This is a genomic window from Paenisporosarcina sp. FSL H8-0542 (assembly GCF_038632915.1).
GTDB lineage: Bacteria > Bacillota > Bacilli > Bacillales_A > Planococcaceae > Paenisporosarcina.
On sequence record NZ_CP152050.1, the window covers coordinates 228,572 to 235,000 of the forward strand.

Here is a 6,429-nt window from a genome sequence, read left to right on the forward strand (position 1 = left end):
ATACATTCAGTAAGGTGATTTTAAGAAGGTGGAATAGCATGCCCTTTATACATAAAACGATATCGATTGTTGTTGGAAGTTTGTTGATGGCAATAGGCGTGAACGTTTTTCTGATTAACCATGAGTTATTGGATGGTGGCACTTTTGGGATGGGGTTAATATTGCATTACCTGACAGGGATGCAAGTGGGCTTGCTGGTGATTCTGTTGAGTATTCCTGTCTTGATTCTTGCTTTGTTTTATAATCGATCTTTTTTATACAATAGCATTCACGGTATGCTGATTTCTTCCTTCGTAGTGGATTTAACGTATAATCCGTTACGGACCTTAGGATATGTTCTGGATCAAAATCCGTTAGGGAGCGCAGTATTAGGGGGCATATTTGTTGGTGCAGGAATCGGACTCATGCTTCGTTACGATACCAGTATTGGCGGAACGGATTTGCTTGGACAAATTATAGCAAATTATTTGAAAATCAATCCCGGAGTGATTATCTTTATGATTGATTTCATTATAGTTTTTACAGGCTACTTTTTAATTGACGACAGCTCCTTGGTTTTATCATTTATCACAGTAATCTGTGTGGGGACGATGACTAGTCTGCTAGCTATGAAGAGTAAAAAGGTAAAAGTGCCTGTTATTTCATTTGGAATTTGATTATAAAAGAGTTGGAGTGTTTTCGGGCTTTCGAACAAATAGAAAATTATAAAATGGCCGCAATCCTCTTTCGAGGTTTGTGGCCATTTATTTTAATATGAGTTCTTTAAATGATACCGGATTCAAATGTCACATCTGGAATATCTCTGGAACCGAAAAGTAGAAGGGAAATGAACAAAACAAGTAAAATAACATTCACAAATTTCACTCCATCAAAACTGGAATTACTTTTAACATCAAAACAATTCAAATGTATCACTTCCTTTTTTTATTCATGCGTTTACTTAGGGCATCAAACACTTCGTCAAGGGTCATGTCACCGTTTTTATCCAAAAAATCAGCCATCTGATTCGTTTTATCATCTTTTAAATTTCGGTATTTTCCAATTAATGTAACGCTAATACTGGGGGAGTTACGAAATAGTTGAACTGATTCCACTTTTAGTTTACCTAAGAGTAGTAAAGAGGCGGCTATGATATCGAGGTCTTGCCCTTTCAATAAGTCATGCAGGGTGTATTTTGAATTTAACTGTTTGCGAAACTGATCATCATTCATACTGGAAGCCCCCTCTTTCTATCGTATGTAATTTAACGAGAAAGGTTTGTAGAACTCATCCCACTATAGTGAATAAGCAATCTTGCATTCGGAAATAATGAAAAAGGCGATGTAGTGAGAGGAAGGGGAAGTTACATATGAATCTGGATAATTTTAGTTTTTTAGAGATGATTGTTAGAACGACCGTTACTTTTGTGGTCTTGCTTGGTCTTGCACGGCTTTTAGGTAAGGAACAATTAAGTCAGTTAACCTTTTTTAATTACATAACCGGTATCACTATTGGTTCGATAGCTGGTGAAGTGGTTGCACATGACGATACTCATTATTTCAATGCGATAACATCATTGATTTGGTGGTCTATTCTAACAGTGATTTTCAGTTATATATCAATGAAATCTGCCAAGGCAAAATCATTACTCGATGATAAACCGATGATTGTCATAAAGAATGGAAAGATTTTGGAGAACGGACTTAAGAAAAGCCGCCTTCCTATCGGGGATTTAAATATGTTACTAAGAATGCAGGGGATTTTCTCAGTTAAGGATGTGCATTTTGCCGTTTTGGAAACAAACGGAGAGCTGAGTGTTTTCAAAAAAGTTGCGCAGCAATCAGCGACGAAGCAAGATGTAAAAGCACAAATCGTTGTACCGAAATATATGCCCTGCACAATCATTGCGGAGGGTAAAATCATTCTTCGAAATTTGCAGGGAGCTGGCCTAACAGAAGAGTGGGTAATGAAACAATTGACGAAACATGGCGTGAATTCAATACAACAAGTATTTTATGCCGAGATTGAATCGGATGGCACCATTTACATTGATTTAGGAGAAGACGATTGAAATACCGATAATATTTGACGAAACCTTTTCTTTTCATGGAAAAGGTTTTATATGTTTTAAAAGCAACCATTCTTTTGCTCATAGTTCGCCTCGGACATACGTATAGTGAGTTTAAAAGGTGGTGTCGTACGCGTTGAAACGCTGGATAGTAATTGGACTTTTATTGTTAGTTTCAGTAACGGTTGTGGTTTATGAAACGCAAGCTTCCGATCGCGCATTCTTTTTGCCTGCCCCTCTTGGTGGAATGAAAATTGTGGTAGACCCGGGTCATGGAGGAATGGACGGGGGAGCGTCGGTGGGTGAGGTCGTCGAGTCAGATATTACGCTTGCACTGGGGAAAGAGCTCGAGAAGGAATTAAAGAAGTTGGGTGCAGAAGTAGTCATGACACGTTCACATGCAGATGATGCAGTAGCGGAGCACAATCCAAAAGCAACTTTTCCTACAATTCGAGCTAGAAAACTCGCTGATTTGAAATTGCGTGAAGAAATGATTGTTAATTCAGATGCGGATTTATTTATCAGTGTTCATGTAAACTCCATACCGGATGCAAGATGGCGCGGAGCTCAAGTATTTTACCATAGAGACGGCCATGAAGGTGGAGCGGCTATTGCAAAAGCGATTCAAGGTGCCATCCGGGAACATATCGGAAACACCGACCGTGAAGCATTGGCAATCAAACAAGTATATTTATTGAAAAAAGCAACTGTGCCGGCGGTCTTAGTGGAAACTGGTTTCTTAAGTAATCCTGAAGAACGAAAGTTGCTGACATCAAAAGATTACCAGGAGCAAATGGCAGAAGCGATTGCTGATGGCATTGAAAAGTATGTAGACAGTCAAATGCAATGACATGAATGACCATGTACCGGTAATTTAGAAATGTTGACGAGTAACCGTTTATCAATCCTACCCACTCAATCTGGATATCTTACAACACTACCACCTCCAATTCGATATGATATACTAAAGGACGAAATGTACATTGAAGGAGTGTCTAAATTGATGAATGAACAACAGGTCCGTGAAATGCTCGGGCAATTACTGGACCCTTTTTTACATAAAACGTTACTCGAAACAAATGGCATTAAAGAAGTATCCATTAAAGAAGAAAAAAATCACGTTAGCGTAAAGCTGGCGATTGCGAAAACAAACACTGCGGAACAAATGCAGTTGCAAATGAAAGTTGTAGACTCATTGAAACAAGCGGGCGTTGGTACAGTGGGGATTCGCTTTGAAGAATTACCTGCAGAAGTATTGGCACAATTCCGTGGAACGGCAACAGAGTCTGAAGCTCAGGATTTGTTGTCCCCATTAAATAAAGTGGAATTTATCTCAATTGCCTCAGGTAAAGGAGGCGTAGGGAAGTCTACGGTTTCCGTCAATTTGGCAGTGGCATTAGCTCGTTTAGGAAAAAAAGTCGGATTAATTGATGCGGATATTTATGGATTCAGCGTGCCGGATATGATGGGAATACAACAAAGCCCAAAAATTGATGGCAATCGCATCATTCCAGTTGAACGTTTTGGCGTAAAAGTCATCTCAATGGGCTTCTTCGTAGAAGATAATGCACCTGTAGTATGGCGTGGTCCGATGCTAGGGAAAGTATTAGATCAATTCTTTAAAGATGTTGAGTGGGGCGAGCTGGATTATTTACTACTTGATTTACCACCTGGAACAGGTGACGTTGCACTCGATATCCATCAAATGATTCCAGCATCAAAAGAAATCGTGGTAACAACACCTCATCCAACCGCAGCATTCGTGGCAGCACGTGCTGGTGCTATGGCTCTACAAACGGATCATGAAGTACTAGGTGTAATTGAAAATATGGCATGGTTCGAGTCGAAAACATCTAACGAAAAAGAATATGTTTTCGGTAAAGGTGGCGGTCCGAAGCTTGCAGATGAGCTTCGTACAGAGCTTCTTGGGCAAATTCCATTAGGTCAACCTGATTGGAACGAGGATGATTTTGCACCTTCTGTTTATTCACGTTTACACACAACGGGTAAAATTTACGAAGAAATTGCTTCAAAAGTCATTAATAAATTAACAAAATAATGTAAAACCCCCGCTCAGCATATTACGAGCGGGGGTTTCTGTTATTGCGGTTTATTTCCTCCGGCGTCTTTACTACCGCCACCAGATTCTTTTGATGGTGATTTCCCTTGTTCTTCAGTCATGCCAGCCGCTTTAATTAATTCTACCCATTTAGCTTTTAGAAGCGGACTATCAATCGTTTCCTGCACAATTTTTTCGATTTCTTTTCGATTTGTTGACGACTTTAAAATTGTTTCCATCTGTTTTTGCATGTCAGGTTGTCCAAAGAATGATTCTAATTCCTTTTGGAAAGAAGCATCTTTCATTAAATCAGTCATGATTTTTTGTTGCTGATCCTTCATGCTTTTAGCAAATGTTTCGGAGAAGGTTGGATCTTTAAAAGTATCCTTCCAAAACTTTTCCGCATCCTTAGAAAGAAGTGTGTTTTCAATTGAGCTTTTTACATCTTCCTGTTCCAAAACTAACAGTTCTTTAAATTCAGGATCCGAAAGCATTTGTCGCATTACCTTTTTGCCCTCTTCAGTTTGCATCGTGTCTGTAACCATTTTTTTCGTCTCTTCATAAGAAGGATTACTTTGTGGTTGACCTCCACAGCCTGTCAATAAAACGATACCTATAAGAATTATCCATTTTCGCATACTCAACCTCTTTTCTCGCACTGGCCTTTTCATTTATTGTTCACAAAATCGCTGAGAATATGTAGATAACTCTTCGTAAAATAGATTTTTTACTTATTCGTTGATACAATCAGAAGAGGAACTCGAGAAAAACGGAGGATTTTTTGCTGTGACGATACGAAATTGGGTTATATTTTTCTTTAAGGGACTACTAATCGGCGGAGCCGTTACTGGTGTACTTAGTTTATTTATTCGATGGGAAGACGCATTTGCACCATATGTTGCAAGTGGTGAGTACTTAGAATTCGCAGCCAGTTTCTTATGGTTTGTGTTTCTTGGAATGACAATGAGTGTTCTCAGTCAAATGGGGTTTTTCGCCTATCTGACAGTTCATCAATTCGGTGTAAATATTTTTAGAACGCTTACGTTATGGAACTGGGTACAATTATTAATTATTGCATTAGTCATTTTTGATTTGATTAAATTCCGATTTATGCCACTAGCAGAGACCCAATCACAACTTCTGTTGTACTTGGGACTGTTGACTGTACTGTTGGTTACCGGATTGGTTGTTGCTTACTTCAAAGCAAAATGGACAAAAAAACACGCATTCATTTCCGCGTTATTTTTCATGATTGTCATCACAACTTTAGAATGGTTACCGGTTTTGATGGTAGATGAAAAAGATGTAGACCGTTATGTGACTTTATTATTGTTCCCATTATTAGCTGTGAATGCATACCAACTTTTAAAATTGCCAAAATACAATGCGAAGTCAGATGCAGACCGTTTAAAATTAGAAGAACGAAGAAAAGCACGCGCTGAAGCTGCAAAAGCAAAAGCATAAGAAAAGGGCATCCACAGTTGGATGTCCTTTTCTTATTGTCCTAAAGTATAAATGCAATCAAAGGAGTTACAATAGCTTTGGTGTCATTCGAATTTTTAGGGGAAAGTTTTCGTTTCCGTCTGATAACCAAAAAGGGTTTCTTCTATAGAAACGAAAGGATGCGCTTTTTGATAAGTAATCAGTTCTTTTAAATCAACACGAGTTTCTTGGTGTAAAGCAACGGATACAATATCTCCTTTCCGAATTGTAGGAGCATTACCAGTTATCCAATTGACGTTTGCACTGACCATATTCATTTGATAATCCCATACTTGTGTCTTTAATGGCTCAGGAAAAGCGTGATCATATGTCCGATACCAAAGCGGTATAACACCGAATGCGGATTTGAAGCGTTTGATTTCTTCTCCCAATAATTCAGGTGTTTCTTCATAGTGTTTGCTTTCGTGTCCAAGTAATCCCACTGGAATCTTTTTTTCTTTAATCTTTTTCACAATTAAAGGAGAACGTTCAATCCAATCTGCATCAAGAAATAGAAGTGGATAAGGTTTTTCTAACTTTGTAATCCACTCGTCAACATCTTCACGGCCAAAAGACAAATCCACAGTGAGTGTCATTCCATGATTGCCCTTCATCAAAACGTCAGGTTGATCTGTTACTCGGAAAACCGATGTCCATTGCTCATTTTGTTGAATAAATAAGAAAAAAACGAACACACTGATTAAGGCTATAAAAATACGTATCTTCAATTAGTTACACAACCTCCCATGAACTAGTTTATTTTTCTCCAATAAAAATTATGATATTGTATTGACATACTTTATTGGAGGATGGTAAGATACAAAAGTCGTCAAAACAAGCG

Annotated in this window: 8 protein-coding genes; 5 read left to right on the forward strand and 3 right to left on the reverse strand. The window is 38.4% G+C overall.

The window, feature by feature from the left end:
* Positions 1–38: 38 nt before the first annotated feature.
* Positions 39–656: a YitT family protein gene (locus tag MHH33_RS01300; protein ID WP_342542699.1), complete on the forward strand. Its 618-nt coding sequence runs from the start codon at positions 39–41 to the stop codon at positions 654–656.
* Positions 657–911: 255 nt separating this feature from the next.
* On the opposite strand, the gene MHH33_RS01305 is transcribed toward MHH33_RS01300, so the two are convergent.
* Complete coding sequence (locus tag MHH33_RS01305) at positions 912–1,211, reverse strand: hypothetical protein (RefSeq protein WP_016429918.1); 300 nt, start codon at positions 1,209–1,211, stop codon at positions 912–914.
* A 137-nt stretch (positions 1,212–1,348) separates the two neighbouring features.
* On the opposite strand from MHH33_RS01305, the gene MHH33_RS01310 reads away from it, so the two are divergent.
* The 3 genes from MHH33_RS01310 (at position 1,349) to MHH33_RS01320 (ending at position 4,106) form a co-directional block, all read left to right on the forward strand.
* A complete protein-coding gene (locus MHH33_RS01310) occupies positions 1,349–2,050 on the forward strand; it encodes a DUF421 domain-containing protein (protein WP_016429919.1) in 702 nt (233 codons plus the stop codon).
* A gap of 133 nt (positions 2,051–2,183) precedes the next feature.
* Positions 2,184–2,897 carry an N-acetylmuramoyl-L-alanine amidase gene (locus MHH33_RS01315; RefSeq protein WP_342542700.1) on the forward strand — a complete coding sequence of 238 codons (714 nt, stop codon included), beginning with the start codon at positions 2,184–2,186 and terminating at the stop codon, positions 2,895–2,897.
* Between the two features lie 150 nt (positions 2,898–3,047).
* A complete protein-coding gene (locus tag MHH33_RS01320) occupies positions 3,048–4,106 on the forward strand; it encodes a P-loop NTPase (protein WP_342542701.1) in 1,059 nt (352 codons plus the stop codon).
* 41 nt (positions 4,107–4,147) lie between these two features.
* Here MHH33_RS01320 and gerD read toward each other — a convergent pair whose 3' ends face one another.
* Positions 4,148–4,744 (reverse strand): spore germination lipoprotein GerD, encoded by a 597-nt coding sequence (gene gerD / locus MHH33_RS01325; protein ID WP_342542702.1) that lies wholly within the window; start codon positions 4,742–4,744, stop codon positions 4,148–4,150.
* A 148-nt stretch (positions 4,745–4,892) separates the two neighbouring features.
* Here gerD and MHH33_RS01330 point away from each other — a divergent pair, with 148 nt between their 5' ends.
* Positions 4,893–5,570 carry a KinB-signaling pathway activation protein gene (locus MHH33_RS01330; protein ID WP_016429923.1) on the forward strand — a complete coding sequence of 226 codons (678 nt, stop codon included), beginning with the start codon at positions 4,893–4,895 and terminating at the stop codon, positions 5,568–5,570.
* Positions 5,571–5,665: 95 nt separating this feature from the next.
* Here MHH33_RS01330 and MHH33_RS01335 read toward each other — a convergent pair whose 3' ends face one another.
* Entirely contained in the window at positions 5,666–6,316 is a 651-nt protein-coding gene (locus MHH33_RS01335) for a hypothetical protein (protein WP_342542703.1), read from the reverse strand.
* Positions 6,317–6,429: the final 113 nt, after the last annotated feature.

Excerpts from the sequence above, each read along its gene's own strand:
- MHH33_RS01300 (WP_342542699.1), top strand. The coding sequence starts at position 39 with ATGCCCTTTATACATAAAACGATATCGATTGTTGTTGGAAGTTTGTTG.
- MHH33_RS01305 (WP_016429918.1), bottom strand. The coding sequence starts at position 1,211 with ATGAATGATGATCAGTTTCGCAAACAGTTAAATTCAAAATACACCCTG.
- MHH33_RS01310 (WP_016429919.1), top strand. The coding sequence starts at position 1,349 with ATGAATCTGGATAATTTTAGTTTTTTAGAGATGATTGTTAGAACGACC.
- gerD (WP_342542702.1), bottom strand. The coding sequence starts at position 4,744 with ATGCGAAAATGGATAATTCTTATAGGTATCGTTTTATTGACAGGCTGT.